This window comes from Providencia sp. PROV076 (assembly GCF_028483405.1).
GTDB classification, from domain to species: Bacteria; Pseudomonadota; Gammaproteobacteria; order Enterobacterales; family Enterobacteriaceae; genus Providencia; species Providencia huaxiensis.
This window is the reverse complement of sequence record NZ_JAMPRR010000016.1, coordinates 145,915-160,665: the sequence shown is the minus strand read 5'-3', so window position 1 is coordinate 160,665 and position 14,751 is coordinate 145,915. Positions and strand designations below refer to the sequence as shown.

Below are 14,751 nucleotides of genomic sequence, written 5' to 3'. Positions count from 1 at the left end.
ACAATAAACGTAAGGAGCACCCTTCTTTATTATGAAGTAAAGAAGGGGCATTAAGATGAGAAAAATAACTTTCTTACAATCCATTATTTTGCTTGCCGGGCTACTAGTCAGTAGCTTGTTAAATGCAAAAACGGATAACCCCGAGTTGCGTATTGCAACACCGTGGCCAGCACAAAATACCATTATTATGATGTTGGGTTATGGCGAGCAAATCGTTGGTACATCGGTGATAGCGAAAAGAATTCCACTATTTCGTCAAATGTTACCCAATATTGATAATGTTCCAGTTATCAGTATTAGCAACCAATTAAATCCAGAGCAAATAATTTCTTTGCGTACACAATTATTGTTTGTGGCGAAAGGCATGGAAGTCCCTCAACGGGACATATTGGAAAGTGCAGGGGTAAAAGTTGTAGAGTACCCTGCAAATTCATTGCAAGCTTTACAAGCTAGAGTTCAAGCGACAGCAAAAGAACTAGGACCAGATGCACAAAATAAAGCGCTCGAATATCAACGTTATTTTGACCGTAATGTCAGGTTGGTAAATGAACGCTTAGTCGGGCTAACAGATGCAGAAAAACGTAGGGTTTATCATAGTATGGGAAATACGTTATTTACCTCGGGGCGCCCTTCGTTAAATCAAGATTGGATGGATTTGGCGGGAGCCAAAAATGTGGCTGAAACTTGGTTTTCGGATAAGAAAAATAACTCAGGTGAGGTATTACTGGAGACGATTATTGCGGCCAATCCCGATGTAATCGTTGCAATGAATAAAGAAGATGCCAATATCATCCGAACGTCTTCCCAATGGAAAGCCATTAGCGCGGTAAAAAATCAACAGGTGTATGTCAACCCAAAAGGGATGTTTTGGTGGTGCCGTGAAACCTCAGAAGAAGCATTACAGTTTCTGTGGTTAGCGCAAACTCTTTACCCAGAGCGCTTTGCGGATATCGATATGAAACAAGAGACAGCAGATTTCTACCTGAAGTTTTTTGGGATTTCGCTGAGTGATGCACAAATTGATAATATTTTGCACCCATAAAATAAAACTGCCAGCGAGGCTGGCAGTTTATCGATTACTGGTGACGCTCTTTTAATCGTTTGATTATCGTACTTAAATCAAGTTCTTGGTCTTGCAGTAATACCATTAAATGGTACATCAAATCAGCCGCTTCATTGGTTAATTCTGCGCGGTCATTAACGGTTGCCGCTAATGCGGTTTCAACACCTTCTTCACCCACTTTTTGCGCAATACGCTTAGTACCACTTGCATATAAACGCGCGGTATAAGAGCTTTCAGGAGAAGCAGTTTTGCGCTCTTTGAGCAAGGTTTCTAGTTCAAACAAAAAGCCCCAGTCACTTTGTGCGGGTGCGAAGCAGCTTTGTGTGCCGTTATGGCAAGTTGGGCCATCCGGTAACGCGAGAGCTAGCAGCGTATCGCTGTCACAGTCTGGGTAGATATCCACTAAATTTAAAAAATTATTGGAGGTTTCGCCTTTCGTCCACAAACGTTGCTTTGTGCGAGAGAAAAAGGTGACTTTACGGCTGTCTAAGGTGACATTTAATGCTTCAGGGTTCATATACCCAAGCATTAGCACATCACCTGAAACGGCGTGTTGTACGATAACAGGCATCAGGTTATCGACTTTTTGCCATGCAAGTTGGCTACATTGTTCTGTGGTTAACATACTCTAATTTGAACTCCGTTTTCGGCTAGGTATTGTTTTAAGTCACCGATATTAATAATTTGTTTATGAAATACAGAAGCGGCTAAAGCACCGTCAACACCTGCGTCAGTGAAGGCATCAAGAAAATGCACTTTTTCGCCTGCACCGCCAGAGGCAATCAAGGGCACTTGGCAGACTTCGCGGACTTTCTTGAGTTGTTGTAGATCATACCCTTGGCGTACACCATCTTGGTTCATCATATTTAACACAATTTCACCCGCGCCACGTTGTTGCACTTCTTTTACCCAATCAAGGGTTTTCCACGTGGTTTGTGTGGTACGTTTTTCATCACCGGTAAATTGGTAAACGAGATATTCACCTGTGCTTTCATCAAACCAAGTGTCAATACCAACAACGATACATTGTACGCCAAAGCGTTCAGCTAAACGGCTGATTAATGTAGGGTCAGATAATGCCGGGGAGTTGATGGAAATTTTATCAGCACCAAAAGAGAGAATTTGTGCGGCATCATCGACACTTTTAATACCACCCGCGACGCAAAAAGGAATATCAATTACTTCAGCGACTTTGGCAACCCAGCTTTTGTCTACCACTCGGCCATCAGAAGAGGCGGTAATATCATAAAACACCAGTTCGTCTGCGCCTTCTTGGGCGTAGCGTTGTGCTAATGGAACAATATCACCGATGATTTCGTGATTGCGAAATTGGACACCTTTAACCACTTGGCCGTCGCGAACGTCCAAACAAGGAATTATGCGTTTTGCCAACATTTGATTGCCTCCGCAACGGTGAATTTACCTTCTAATAATGCACGGCCAACAATTACGCCAGCTGCACCAGATGGCGGAATAGCCGCGATATCATTTAAATCACCAATACCGCCCGATGCTTGAAAAGCAATATCAGGGAATTTTTGGCTAATTTCTTGGTATAAATTCACATTAGAACCCGCCAATGTTCCATCTTTGGAAATATCCGTACAAAGGACATGTTTTAAGCCATAAGGACGATATATTTCAATGGCTTGTTCTAACGTTAGATTTGAATTCTCCTGCCAACCGCTAATGGCGATTTCTTTTATGCCTTGGTCATTAATACGTACGTCTAAGGCAAGGACAATGGCTTCGCCACCATAGGTCTCAAACCACGTTTTGACCAGCTCAGGCTTAGTGACAGCCTTTGAGCCAATGACAACACGGGTCGCTCCAGCTTCCAGTAAGGCTTTAACATCTTCTTCGGTACGAATACCACCACCAACTTGTACTGGAACACTGACGCCTGCTAATAATTTTTTGAGTAGTGAAATTTGGCGTTTTTGTGGGTCTTTAGCTCCCGTTAAATCCACGAGGTGCAATAATTTTGCTCCTTCTTTTTCATATTGCTGCAAACGTGGGAGCGGGTCATTGCCATAATCAGTTTGCTTGGCGTAATCCCCTTGGTGCAACCGCACCACCGTGCCATCAATTAAATCTAATGCAGGAATGATCATGGTAATTACATCTCCAAAAAGTTTTGAATCAAGCGTGAGCCTGCGGTGCCAGAACGTTCTGGGTGAAATTGGACACCATAGAAGTTATCGCAATTCACTGCGCTGCTAAACGGATTGCCATACTGAGTTTGCGCAATGGTATGACTGGAAATTGGCATCGAATAACTGTGTACAAAATAGAAATAGGCGTTATCTGGGATATCCCGAAACAGTGGGTTTCCTGCTAGCGCTTTGACTTGGTTCCAGCCGCTATGTGGAACAGGAAGCCCATTGGCATCCATTTTTTGTACAGGGCTATCAATTAACCCCAGTAGTGGCACCGTAGATTGGCCTTCTTCACTAAAAGAACCGAGTAATTGCATACCTAAACAGATACCTAATACTGGTTGGGTCAGTGCTTTGATTAACGGTACTAATTCGCGTTCAGTCAGCTTTTCCATGGCTGCGCTAGCCGTACCGACACCGGGCAAAAAGACTTTGTCGGCTTGTAAAATGGTGTTGGTATCGCGGCTCACCACAGGGTCATAGCCTAGGCGTTTTACCGCATAGGCTACAGAGGCTAAATTTGCACAGCCGGTATCAAGGATGACAACGTTCATTACAGAACCCCTTTCGAGCTAGGTAACGTATCCCCTTCAACACGAATTGCTTGGCGCAGTGTGCGGCCGAAAACTTTAAATAAGCTCTCTGCTTTGTGGTGATCGTTTTTCCCTTTGGTTTTCAGGTGTAACGTGCAGCCCATCGCATAGGAAAGCGAGCTAAAGAAGTGCTCAATCATTTCTGTGCTTAAGTCACCGACGCGTTGGTATTTAAACTCGGCTTTGTATTCAAGGTGTGGGCGGCCAGAAATATCCAGCGCGCAGCGCGCTTGGCATTCATCCATTGGGAGAACGAAACCAAAACGTGCGATACCGCGTTTATCTCCAAGTGCCACTTTCAGCGCTTCACCTAGTGCAAGACCGGTATCTTCAACGGTGTGGTGGTCATCGATAAACAAGTCGCCATTGACCTCAATGTTTAACCGGAAACCACCGTGAGTCGCGATTTGGTCTAACATATGGTCAAAGAAGCCCACGCCAGTGCTAATCTTGCTGCCGCCTTCTTGGTCCAGCCAGACTTCGACTTGAATATTGGTTTCTTTTGTGACGCGTTTGACCAGTGCATGGCGGTCGCGTTTAGTTAATTGCTGGGTGATAGCTTCCCAGTCAAGTTCTGTTGGGCTATAACGTAACCCTTTGATACCCATGTTTTTAGCGAGTTGAATGTCTGTTTCACGGTCACCAATCACATAGCTATTTTCGCTATCTAACACGTTGCTATCTAAATAGCGTTCGACTAACTGGAGCTTAGGTTTACGACAAACGCAGTTATCTTCAGGCTTATGTGGGCAAATTAACACTTCATCAAATTTAACGCCTTGGGACTCAAATACCTGCATCATTAAATTATGCGGTGGCTCGAAATCTGCGGTTGGGAAGCTATCGGTGCCTAAGCCGTCTTGATTGGTTATCATCACTAAGCGGTAATTGGCTTTTTGCAGAGCAAGTAAGCTAGGAATAACCGCCTTTTCAAAGGCGAGTTTACTTAAGCTATCAACTTGGAAGTCGGTTGGCGGCTCGGTAATTAATGTTCCATCACGGTCGATAAATAAAATTTTCTGGCTCATGAGTCATTCCTAATTAGCAAAGTGCTGCAATAGCTTCAATAACACGGGTATTTTCTATTTCTGTCCCAACAGTAATACGCAGGCAATTAATGAGACCGGGTTGTTTGCTCTGGTCACGTAAAATAATGCCTTGGTCCCACAGGGCTTTAAACACTTTATTACCATCGGTAAAACGTACCAAAATATAGTTAGTTTCACTCGGATAAACGTGTTCAACCACCGATAAGTCGCGCAGCGCTTCACGAAGTGCAATACGGTTTTCTGTTATCGTTGTTACGCGGCTTTTCATTGTCTCAATGCCTTGTGGTTCAAGAGCTTGAGCTGCAATCATCGCAACAGGGGTTGATAAAGGATAAGGGGCGATAACCTTTAATAGCACTTCAATTACTTCAGGGGTGGCTAAGGTGAAACCACAACGTAAACCGGCCAATGCAAAGGCTTTGGATAAGGTTCTTAAAATGACCAAGTTTGGATATTGTGCTAACCAGCTTGCTACACTGTATTGTGGGCAGAACTCAATATAGGCTTCGTCGACGACGACTAACGCACGGCCCGCAGCCATATCTAGCACTTCGCGTAAATCTTTATTGTCGATGATATTGCCTGTTGGGTTATTCGGGCTGCAAATATAAATCAGTTTGGTATTGGATAGATTTTCACGGATCGCATTAACGTTTAATGCCCAGTCTGGCAACGCCATGATTTTCTTTTGTTCAACACCAAAGGTTTCTGCACTGACGCTGTACATGCCATAGGTTGGCGGGCAAAACATTACCGCATCTTTGCCTGGTTCACAAAATGCGCGGATCAGCAACTCAATGGACTCATCGGCCCCACGGCAAACGAGCACTTGTTCTGGTTTAACTTTGGCATAAGCCGCATAGTTATTGATCACCGCAACCGGTTGGCATTCAGGGTAACGGTTAAGGTTACGTTCACTGAATTGGTAATCAGGTGCAATCGGGTATTCATTGGCATTGAGCCAAACGTCTCCATTTCCCCCTAGACGTCGTGCAGACATATAAGGTGTCATGGTTTTAACATTTTCACGTGCAAGACTGGCGGCATTAAATGGTTGGCTCATGACTTACTCCTGATTTTGTTTTTTTAGTTCGTTAACGCGTAAGGTAACGGCATTTTTATGAGCCGTGAGTTGCTCTGCTTGAGCTAACGTTTCGATGGTGTCGGCTAAGCCTAATAAGCCTTGCTTTGACAGCTTTTGGACTGTCATTCGCTTCATAAAATCAGCGAGCCCAAGGCTTGAATAGGTTGAGGTATATCCATAAGTAGGCAATACGTGATTGGTGCCTGATGCATAGTCGCCAGCCGACTCTGGCGACCAGTCGCCAACAAACACAGAGCCGGCACTTGTGATAGCATCGACCAGGTCATCGGCATTGCGAGTTTGCAGTATTAAGTGCTCAGGGCCATAACGGTTGCTAATTTCAACGCATTGAGCGATGGAGTCAGCGATGATGACACGGCTGGCACTTAGGGCTTCTCTCGCTATTTCTGCACGTGAAAGTTGCGCTAATTGTTTTTCTGTTTCTTCAATCACGCGTTGGGCAAAGCTTTCATCGTCAGTTAATAAAATAACTTGTGAATCAGGGCCATGCTCTGCTTGAGATAGCAAATCAGATGCGGTAAATGCGGGGTTTGCACCGTTATCAGCAATGACCAACACTTCGGAAGGACCCGCAGGCATATCAATGGCTGCTCCATCATGGCTTTGGCTGACTTGGCGTTTTGCTTCAGTGACATAGGCATTACCGGGGCCAAAAATTTTATCAACCGCAGGAATGCTTTGGGTACCAAATGCCATTGCAGCAATCGCTTGCGCACCACCTACTTGGAAAATATCGCTGATGCCGCACAGTTTCGCTGCATACAAAATTTCATCGGCAATAGGTGGAGGTGAACATAAAATGATTTTGCGACAGCCAGCGATATTCGCAGGGGTTCCCAACATCATGACCGTTGATAACAGAGGGGCCGACCCCCCTGGAATATATAAACCGACTGCATCTATTGGGCGCGTGACTTGTTGGCACACGACGCCTGCCTGTGTTTCCACTGTAATCGGAGTGGGTTTTTGGGCTTCGTGAAAACGACGAATGTTGCCAATCGCTGTTTTCATTGCTGTTTTGATTTCATCACCAAGACGAGCCTCTGCTGCGTCAACAGCATTTGCAGGAACACGCACCGTTTCGACTTCAGTTTTATCGAAACGACGGCTCAGTGCTTTGAGGGCGGTATCGCCCTCGTTACGGACTTGGTCAATAATTTGGCTAACCGCAGTACTAATGCTACCAGAAGCCGCTATTGCAGGGCGCAGCAGCAAAGCGCTTTGCTGCTCTTGGTTACAAGCCGACCAGCGAACAGGTTGGTTAAATCCCATTTTCATGACGGCTTACTCCATCATTTTTTCAATTGGCAGGACAAGAATAGAGCTTGCCCCTAACGCTTTGAGTTTTTCCATGGTTTCCCAGAATAGCGTTTCTGAGCTCACCATGTGCATCGCCACACGGCTTTGTTCGCCTGCTAACGGTAAAATAGTTGGGCGTTCAGCACCCGGCAGTAAGGCAATGATTTCTTCGAGTGTTTCACTTGGCGCGTGCAACATGATGTATTTGGACTCACGCGCTTGGATGACACCTTGGATACGGGTCATCATACGGTCAATAAGCTGTTGTTTTTCAGGCGACATTTCGCCATCGCGTTGAATTAAACAGGCTTTAGAACGGTAGATGACTTCCACTTCTTTTAGGCCGTTTGCTTCAAGTGTTGCACCTGTAGAGACGAGGTCACAGATGGCGTCGGAAAGGCCAGCGCGCGGAGCGACTTCGACGGAACCATTTAACAGACATGATTTAAATTGAATGCCTTTTTGGTCGAAATAGCGTTTTAACAAGTGTGGATAGGAGGTTGCAACACGTGAGCCATTTAAGCACTCTGCGCCGGTATAGTTGAAATCTAATGGGGCAGCGAGAGATAAGCGGCACCCACCAAAATCGAGGCGACGTAGTGTTTTGTATTGTGGGTTTTCACCTTGAGCACGACGATTCAATAACTCTTCTTCAAGAACGTTTTCACCGATGATCCCTAAGTCAACGACACCGTCCATGACCAGCCCTGGAATATCGTCATCACGAACGCGAAGTAAATCAATAGGCATATTTTCTGCATAAGCAATCAAACGTTGTTGTTGTAAATTGATTTTGATGCCACAGCGAGAAAGTAACTCTCTTGATTCTTCACTCAGACGACCTGATTTCTGTATTGCAATACGTAAACGTGATTTATCCAACATGACTTTACCCTTATCCCTTTAAAATTTTTTGTTTAGTAACTCTTTGTTCAAGAATAAAAAAACCCTCGGAAGATTATCTTCCGAGGGTTCTCTCAATTCGCATTTCAGCCACCGGAAGATTCGTTGAACGTCTTCCAGCACACATCGCCCGAAAGACTAGTCAGGATGATGGTGATGATGATGGTTGCGTGAAATACGATTCATAATGTCTTCCGTTCTGTTATTTAAGTGAATGACTAAACATTCATTGTGCTAACTAAATACTCATTGGTATTCAACCTATCCGATTTCCCCCTATGAATGCAACCTTTTTTTTAAAAATAACCAATAATAATTAGTTGTTCACTTTTTATAGTGATAAATCCCTCAGAAATTGTATTCGGAAGTTTTATGGTTTTCAGCTACTCTGTGATTAATTTCAGTCAGTTGAACGATTGGGGAGTTATCATATGAAGAAAGTCACTATCATCGGGTTAGGGTGGGTTGGGTTGCCCCTTGCTCAGGCCTTATTGTCTCAAGGCATTCATGTGGTTGGAACTAAAACAACACCAGATGGTATTGAAGCCGCTCAAGCGGTAGGAATAGAGTGCTATGCATTGAAATTAACCCCAGAACTTGAATGTGATGACGATGATTTAGCACAATTGATGGAACAAAGTGATGCTATCATCATTTTGCTACCTCCATCTAAAATTAATACTGAATACTATGTGACCGCGGTTGAAGCACTGGTAAATAGCGCGATAGCATTTCAGGTGCCTAAAGTTATTTTCACATCATCTACGGCAGTTTATGGGGAACAAAATGGCGAAATGGCTGAAAATAGCCCATTGGATGGAGTGACGGAATCAGCTAAAGCCTTGGTGGCGACAGAGCAGTGGTTGCATCAGTTACCGAACATATCGGTGGATATTCTGCGATTAGCGGGATTAGTTGGTGAAAAACGACATGCAGGGCGTTTTTTAGCGGGGAAAACCGGGGTGAAAGGGGCAAACCAACCTGTGAATATGGTGCATCAAGATGATGTGATTGCCGCCATTTTATTATTGCTCCAGCAACCGCAAGGGGGACATATTTATAACCTCTGTGCGCCAGTCCACCCAACACGAGCCGAATTTTATACTCATGCAGCACAATCTATCGGGCTAGTTCCGCCTGAGTTTATTGAGGAAGAGAATGCGTTAGCGGGAAAAGTCATTAACGGTAATAAAATTTGCCAAGAACTCGGGTTTGAATACCAGTACCCAAACCCAAGTTTGATGAATATGACCCTGTGATTATTTAATTGGGATCATGACAATTTTTTGGAACGCAGGGCGTGTGGTCAGTTGCTGGTACCAGCGCTCCAAATTTTTAAATTCAGGGCGCTGCGTGACAATTTCATGCCAAGGGTAAAATAGTGGTGCGATAGCAATGTCAGCGATACCAAATTTGTTACCACTGAAATAGGCTTGGTTAGCTAATGCATTATCAGCAATGGTTAGTAACCGGTTGATATTGCCATAAATAATTTTAGCTTGTTCTGGGTCTCTATCTGCTTCTGGGACACGAACAATTTTGTTCATCATCTGTTTAATGTGGTCGAATAAATTAGCACCACTCCAATCCATCCATTTATCAGCGGCCGCTCGTTCTTGTAGGTCTTGTGCGAGTAATAAGTGAGAATGATCAAATTTTTCCGTAAGGTAACGTAAAATCGCATTCGATTCCCACAGCGCAAAGTCATCATCCTGTAGAGTTGGAATTGTGCTGTTTGGATTCATTTTTATATATTCAGGTGTATCTAGCCCACCAAATGGGCCACCCACATCTTTTTGATTGTAAGCGATATTTAATTCTTCTAAGCACCAAAGTACTTTTTTGACATTGGAAGAGTTGACGCGTCCCCAAACAGTTAACATGGCAGTCTCCTAAATTGATTTTTTGGCATCGACCATGGTTAAGATAGATTAAATTTACTCAGAGGCAAATGTTTATTTGTTATCAGTGGCCTCAGTGAAATTAAAGTCTTATATTAGGTCTAGTTATCAAATTTTGTCACAGCGATGGGTTCTCGTTTAGTGATGTTGAGTCAATGACAGTAATTTAAATGTACAGAATTAAGTGAAGGAATAACCGATGAGTAAGAAAATGTTGTCTTTAAAAACCCGCCGAGCTGGAATTGGGTTGAGTCTTTTGGTTGCCGTAAGTTCCAGTGCTTATGCGGCGCAGACACCGGTTGCTCCTCAAGTCGATGCAAAAGCGTTTGTTTTGATGGATTATAATAGCGGTAAAGTTTTAGCTTCTGGAAATCCAGATGAACGTTTAGACCCCGCCAGTTTAACAAAAATTATGACCAGCTATGTGATTGGCCAGGCCGTCAATGCAGGGAAAATCACGCCACAAGACATGGTCACAGTAGGGGAAGATGCTTGGGCGACGGGTAACCCTGTTCTTAAAGGCTCCTCTTTGATGTTTCTAAAGCCTAAAGACCGTGTTTCTGTGTTGGATCTAAATAAAGGGATTGTGATCCAGTCAGGGAATGATGCCAGTATCGCCCTTGCTGATTATGTTGCAGGGAGCCAAGACTCATTTGTGAGTCTAATGAATCAGTATGTGCAAAAGATTGGTTTGAAAAATACCCATTTTAAAACGGTTCATGGCCTAGATTCAGAAGGGCAATACAGTACAGCGCGGGATATGGCATTGTTAACCCAAGCAATGATCCGCGATGTGCCTGATGAATACGCACTACACAAGGAAAAAGAATTTACCTTTAATAAAATTCGTCAACCAAACCGTAATCGTCTGTTATGGAACCAAAATTTAAAAGTGGATGGCGTAAAAACTGGGCACACGAGTGGAGCAGGCCATAACTTAGTCGCCTCTGCAACAGAAGGTGATATGCGCTTGATTTCAGTCGTGTTGGGGGCGCCAAGTGACCGTGTACGTTTTTCTGAAAGTGAAAAATTACTGACATGGGGCTTCCGATTCTTTGAAACTGTCACGCCAATTAAGGCTGATGCTACACTGAAAAAACAACGCGTTTGGTTTGGTGATATTTCAGAAGTTGATTTAGGTGTTGCCGATGATGTTTCTGTTACTATTCCTAAAGGGCAGCTGCAAAACTTAAAAGTGGATATTCAACTGACCAATGATTCACTTGAAGCGCCACTGGCTAAGAACCAAGCGGTAGGTACGATTAACTTTATTCTTAATGATGAAGTCATCGAACAGCACCCTTTAGTCGCAAAAAGTGCCGTTGAGGAAGCCGGGTTTTTCGGCCGTATTTGGGATTATATCATGAAAACGATTAGCGGCTGGTGGAGTGCCATTTTCGGTTAATGATTGATTAAGTAGAAAATGATGTGAACACAAAAATGCCTGCATTAGCAGGCATTTTTATCGAGGAGATTAAGACACAAACTATTCGCAGTGAGCCAGTTTAATCGCTAAGCCGCCTTGGGAGGTTTCACGATACTTAGCGTTGATGTCTTTACCCGTTTCATACATGGTTTCAATGACTTTATCGAGGCAAACTCGTGGGTCACTGACGCGACGCAGTGCCATACGGGCTGCATTGACGGCTTTAACGGAAGCAATGGCATTACGTTCAATACAAGGTACTTGTACTTGTCCACCAACAGGGTCACAGGTTAAGCCTAAGTTATGCTCCATGGCAATCTCTGCCGCAATACAGACTTGCTCAGGGCTACCGCCCATTAGCTCGGCTAATCCCGCAGCGGCCATCGAACAAGCAACACCCACTTCCCCTTGGCAACCGACTTCTGCACCAGAAATTGACGCATTCATTTTATATAACGCACCAATGACACCGGAAACTAAAAAATAACGGGTATAGGAATTTTCATTCACCGGGCGAATGAATTTATCATAGTAAGCTAAAACGGCAGGTATAATGCCACAAGCACCGTTAGTTGGCGCTGTTACAACACGACCACCCGCTGCATTTTCTTCGTTAACAGCAAGGGCATACATGTTGATCCAGTCTATTACCGCCATTGGGTCCATATTAGTGCTATCTGTTGTGACCAATTGGCGACGTAGAGCCGCTGCACGACGAGGAACACGCAATGGGCCGGGTAATAAGCCTTCAGTTGTGACACCGCGCTCAATACCCGCTTTCATCACATCCCATATGGATGAGAGATATTGCTGAATTTCTTCTTTACTACGCAATGCTAATTCATTCTGCATCACGAGTGCGGAAAGCGATAAACCAGTTTCTTTACAGTGTTTTTGCAGGTCAGCCGCATATTTAAATGGATAAGGGACTTGAACGGCATTTTCGTCTGACTGGCCAAAATGTTCTTCATCGACAATAAAACCACCGCCGATAGAATAGTAATTTTTGCTGTAAATAACATCATCACCACTGAATGCTGTAATACTCATTCCATTTTCATGGAGCGGTAGGTTGGTAGTATGAAAATTCATGCCACCTTCAGTAGGGAAATCAACTTCATGTTGCCCATGAGCAAGGGAGAGCCTTTCAGTTTGCTCAACATTACGCATAAAAGCAGGAATAGCGTCAATATCAATGGTATCCGGTAAGTTACCCGCAAGGCCCATAATAATTGCCATATCCGTTGCATGGCCTTTACCTGTTAAAGAGAGCGAACCATAAACATCAACTGCAATTCGTGTTGTGCGAGTGAGTATTTCTTGCTGGATAAGGTCGTCAACAAATTGTTTGCCCGCTTTCATTGGGCCGACGGTATGGGAACTTGAAGGGCCGATGCCAATTTTGAAGATATCAAATACACTAATCATATTCAGTGCTTCCTTTTGTAGAAAGTCATTGAAATTAGGTAGCTTCCATTTAGGACGCTACCTAGTGGCTTCAATTAGAAGAATAACTTATATGTTGCCGCAGAGATAGCGACCAGACCCATAATTACAATAAATATATTACTGATTTTACCTGAGTATTTACGCATCGCAGGTACTTTGCTAATTGCATACATTGGCATTAAGAACAGTAAAATTGCGATTACTGGGCCACCGAGGCTCTCGATGATATCTAGCACACCTGGGTTTAATGTTGCTACTATCCATGTTGTGACTAACATGAAGATAGCAGTACCACGGTTTAACTTGCGAACATCAATTGTTTTACCTTTTGCACGGTAAGCACGCTCAACCAAGCCATTGAAACCTTCACGTGCGCCTAAGTAGTGACCTAGGAAAGATTTAATAATTGCGATAAAGGCAATGATTGCAGCTGCATATTTGATGAATGGCTGGTCAAAATAGCCAGACAGGTAGTCAAGAATACTGATATTTTGTGCTTTAGCTTGTGCAAGATCTGCTGAAGATAAGGTAAAGACACAGCTGATCACGAAGAACATAACGGTCAGCACCATCAGAATGTGTGCAGAAGCAAGAATTCGTGAACATTTTTGTTCAGCTGCATCACCGTATTCTTCACGTTTTGCAACGGAGAAAGCAGAAATAATCGGCGAGTGGTTAAATGCGAATACCATCACTGGGATTGTCAGCCAAATAGTGACCCAGATGCTTTGTCCGCCGGTATTTTTTGTTGCTTCAGTGATACCTTCCCAAGTTAATGTATTCAGTACATCACCAGACCAATGTGGGATCATATACAGTGAGAATGCAACCAGCACGGCGATAAATGGAAACACTAACATACTCATGACTTTTACGATGTATTTCTCACCGAATGCCACAATCGCCATCACTCCGCCTACAAGGATCAAGGCAAGTAGCCAGCGTGGTGGTGCGCCAACGCCTAATAATTCGGTTAAGAATTTATTTACGTTATTGGTAATGGAAACACCATAAACAAGAAGAATAGGATAAATAGCAAAGAAGTAGAGTAGGGTGATCCAGTTACCTGCTGTGCGACCAAAATGCTCCTCCACGACCTCAGTAATATCACCGTCCGGTTTTGAACCAGACAGAACGAAGCGTGTTAACCCACGGTGAGCAAAAAATGTCATTGGGAAGGCTAATACCAGCATCAGTAAAACAGGTAATAAACCACTCATACCTGCGTTGATGGGCAAAAACAGTACCCCAGCACCGATAGCTGTACCATATAAACCCAGCATCCATACTGTGTCAGTTTTGCGCCAAGCATTGCTAGTTACTGTTTGCGAGGCTGTTTTGTCGATGGAACCAACTTTTGTTGCATCCATAATAGTCTCCGAAAATATAAGTCAAAAAAAATCATTTAGCGTAACGGCAAATGCATTACGAACTTTTAATCTTTTGGTACGAACAATTACTCAATAACAATTGTTTTCTTTTGCGTAACAATCTGATTGGAAATAAAACTAATATTAGGTCTAAATTTATTTTCAATCAGTTTTGCATTTTTATCATAAATTTTTAAAAGTGGATTTTGAGGGTGTGAATTTATAGTTTACCAGAATAAAATGCCGTGATCATTATCTCAAAAGAGAAATATCTCCTTAGATTGCGATAGATAATCATATTTTATAAAAATGTTAAGGAAATTTGCGTTAGGCTTGCTTTTATTAGAGGCTAAATGCTAATTAAATAAGTTTAAATTTTCTTAATTTTTGACAGAATTAAATTCTGCTGAAAAAATATTATTATATTAATGATT

Annotated in this window: 14 protein-coding genes and 1 other annotated feature; of the genes, 3 read left to right on the top strand and 11 right to left on the bottom strand. The window is 43.3% G+C overall.

Annotated features, from left to right (window positions below):
- The first annotated feature begins 55 nt into the window (after positions 1–55).
- Complete coding sequence (locus PSF67_RS10805; protein ID WP_272676897.1) at positions 56–1,042, top strand: ABC transporter substrate-binding protein; 987 nt, start codon at positions 56–58, stop codon at positions 1,040–1,042.
- A gap of 34 nt (positions 1,043–1,076) precedes the next feature.
- On the opposite strand, the gene hisIE is transcribed toward PSF67_RS10805, so the two are convergent.
- Genes hisIE through hisG form a run of 8 tightly spaced genes read right to left on the bottom strand, consistent with a single transcriptional unit; the run spans position 1,077 to position 8,153 of the window.
- The gene (gene hisIE, locus PSF67_RS10800) at positions 1,077–1,688 is read right to left on the bottom strand and encodes a bifunctional phosphoribosyl-AMP cyclohydrolase/phosphoribosyl-ATP diphosphatase HisIE (protein WP_166266470.1); all 612 of its coding nucleotides are present in this window, start codon (positions 1,686–1,688) and stop codon (positions 1,077–1,079) included.
- A complete protein-coding gene (gene hisF / locus PSF67_RS10795) occupies positions 1,682–2,458 on the bottom strand; it encodes an imidazole glycerol phosphate synthase subunit HisF (protein WP_004909328.1) in 777 nt (258 codons plus the stop codon). The genes hisIE and hisF overlap by 7 nt, the downstream gene beginning before the upstream one ends.
- Positions 2,440–3,177, bottom strand: a complete 738-nt coding sequence (hisA, locus tag PSF67_RS10790; RefSeq protein ID WP_272676896.1) for a 1-(5-phosphoribosyl)-5-[(5-phosphoribosylamino)methylideneamino]imidazole-4-carboxamide isomerase — start codon at positions 3,175–3,177, stop codon at positions 2,440–2,442. The genes hisF and hisA overlap by 19 nt, the downstream gene beginning before the upstream one ends.
- A gap of 5 nt (positions 3,178–3,182) precedes the next feature.
- On the bottom strand, positions 3,183–3,776 hold the full coding sequence (gene hisH / locus PSF67_RS10785; RefSeq protein WP_102138416.1) for an imidazole glycerol phosphate synthase subunit HisH: 594 nt from the start codon (positions 3,774–3,776) through the stop codon (positions 3,183–3,185).
- Positions 3,776–4,843: a bifunctional histidinol-phosphatase/imidazoleglycerol-phosphate dehydratase HisB gene (hisB, locus tag PSF67_RS10780; RefSeq protein ID WP_166266474.1), complete on the bottom strand. Its 1,068-nt coding sequence runs from the start codon at positions 4,841–4,843 to the stop codon at positions 3,776–3,778. Before hisB ends, hisH begins: the two co-directional genes overlap by 1 nt.
- Before the next feature lie 13 nt (positions 4,844–4,856).
- Positions 4,857–5,927 (bottom strand): histidinol-phosphate transaminase, encoded by a 1,071-nt coding sequence (gene hisC / locus PSF67_RS10775; RefSeq protein ID WP_102138418.1) that lies wholly within the window; start codon positions 5,925–5,927, stop codon positions 4,857–4,859.
- A gap of 3 nt (positions 5,928–5,930) precedes the next feature.
- Positions 5,931–7,247, bottom strand: a complete 1,317-nt coding sequence (gene hisD, locus PSF67_RS10770; protein ID WP_166266478.1) for a histidinol dehydrogenase — start codon at positions 7,245–7,247, stop codon at positions 5,931–5,933.
- A gap of 6 nt (positions 7,248–7,253) precedes the next feature.
- Complete coding sequence (gene hisG / locus PSF67_RS10765) at positions 7,254–8,153, bottom strand: ATP phosphoribosyltransferase (protein WP_004256451.1); 900 nt, start codon at positions 8,151–8,153, stop codon at positions 7,254–7,256.
- A 53-nt stretch (positions 8,154–8,206) separates the two neighbouring features.
- Positions 8,207–8,334 (bottom strand) — a sequence feature (His leader region).
- A 268-nt stretch (positions 8,335–8,602) separates the two neighbouring features.
- Here hisG and PSF67_RS10760 point away from each other — a divergent pair.
- Positions 8,603–9,430, top strand: coding sequence for an SDR family oxidoreductase (locus tag PSF67_RS10760; protein WP_272676895.1), 828 nt, complete (start codon positions 8,603–8,605; stop codon positions 9,428–9,430).
- On the opposite strand, the gene PSF67_RS10755 is transcribed toward PSF67_RS10760, so the two are convergent.
- Positions 9,431–10,054: a glutathione S-transferase family protein gene (locus PSF67_RS10755; protein WP_102138422.1), complete on the bottom strand. Its 624-nt coding sequence runs from the start codon at positions 10,052–10,054 to the stop codon at positions 9,431–9,433.
- Between the two features lie 217 nt (positions 10,055–10,271).
- Between PSF67_RS10755 and PSF67_RS10750 the strand changes: the two genes are divergently transcribed.
- Positions 10,272–11,477 carry a serine hydrolase gene (locus tag PSF67_RS10750; RefSeq protein WP_102138423.1) on the top strand — a complete coding sequence of 402 codons (1,206 nt, stop codon included), beginning with the start codon at positions 10,272–10,274 and terminating at the stop codon, positions 11,475–11,477.
- A gap of 81 nt (positions 11,478–11,558) precedes the next feature.
- Here the strand turns inward: PSF67_RS10750 and PSF67_RS10745 are convergent, their stop codons facing one another.
- Together PSF67_RS10745 and PSF67_RS10740 are read right to left on the bottom strand one after the other, a co-directional pair.
- Positions 11,559–12,926 (bottom strand): L-serine ammonia-lyase, encoded by a 1,368-nt coding sequence (locus tag PSF67_RS10745; RefSeq protein ID WP_102138424.1) that lies wholly within the window; start codon positions 12,924–12,926, stop codon positions 11,559–11,561.
- 74 nt (positions 12,927–13,000) lie between these two features.
- Entirely contained in the window at positions 13,001–14,317 is a 1,317-nt protein-coding gene (locus PSF67_RS10740; protein WP_102138425.1) for a serine/threonine transporter, read from the bottom strand.
- Between the last annotated feature and the right edge of the window lie 434 nt (positions 14,318–14,751).